The sequence below is a fragment of the Elizabethkingia argenteiflava genome (assembly GCF_009904105.1).
In the GTDB taxonomy this organism is placed as follows: domain Bacteria; phylum Bacteroidota; class Bacteroidia; order Flavobacteriales; family Weeksellaceae; genus Elizabethkingia; species Elizabethkingia argenteiflava.
Genome location: NZ_JAAABJ010000033.1, coordinates 1 through 714, shown reverse-complemented (window position 1 = coordinate 714; position 714 = coordinate 1). Strand labels below are relative to the sequence as shown.

The 714-nt window shown below is 35.9% G+C and carries 2 protein-coding genes; both read right to left on the bottom strand.

Features of this window, described 5'->3' with window-relative positions; genetic code table 11:
- Nucleotides 1–99: 99 nt before the first annotated feature.
- A complete protein-coding gene (locus GNY06_RS00150; RefSeq protein ID WP_166518296.1) occupies nucleotides 100–288 on the bottom strand; it encodes a hypothetical protein in 189 nt (62 codons plus the stop codon).
- A 137-nt stretch (nucleotides 289–425) separates the two neighbouring features.
- On the bottom strand, nucleotides 426–714 hold a 289-nt coding region (locus GNY06_RS00145), incomplete at its 5' end, for a T6SS effector amidase Tae4 family protein (RefSeq protein WP_212995054.1).

The window sequence follows — 714 nt, the reverse complement described above, 5'->3', positions numbered from 1 at the left end:
GCCAGCCACCGAACTGATTCCATCACCAAGGTTTACACCGTTGGAAAAAAGAAAAGAGAAAATGAAGCCTTAAAACAAGTAAAATTTAAAATCGTATAGTCAAATGCTGCTTTCTAATTTCAATGAATTCCAAAAGTTTTTTTTCTTTTGGAATAGTATTAAAATCATACGATTGAAAGAGGAGGAGAAATTCTCGCTATCATGATGAAGATACAGATCTACAATTTCTTCCAGTTGCCATTTGTTGAGCTCTTGCCATGATCTCGCAACAGTGATATGCTTTGCCATTTCTTATTTTTCAACGAAGAAAACAAGAAATACAGGTATTTGAAAGGACAACAAAAATGCTTCAAAGATAACTTGATATGAGCTGAAAACACCAAATTTACTATCGGTATCGCTTTATTTCACGGGTATTCATCGCCTCACGATAATCGCCAAAACCATATTTCTACTCCTCTTCTTAAAAATGAAGCTTCTCCACCTTTCATTTCATATCCATTCCATAGATCAATATGGTCTGTTGGACCCCAACCATCTTTTATAAAAATAATGCCTTTCTTTCCGTAAAAGTCGTCACTTGACAGCTTTGGGTGATCTTTTCTTTTGTACACTCTCTTTATTCCAAATATTGTGTATTTTTTTGAAATCCAGTCCGCAAGCTCCTGTGCCCGCAAAATATGTCTTGGATTATGGTCAAACCAACAGCGGGCT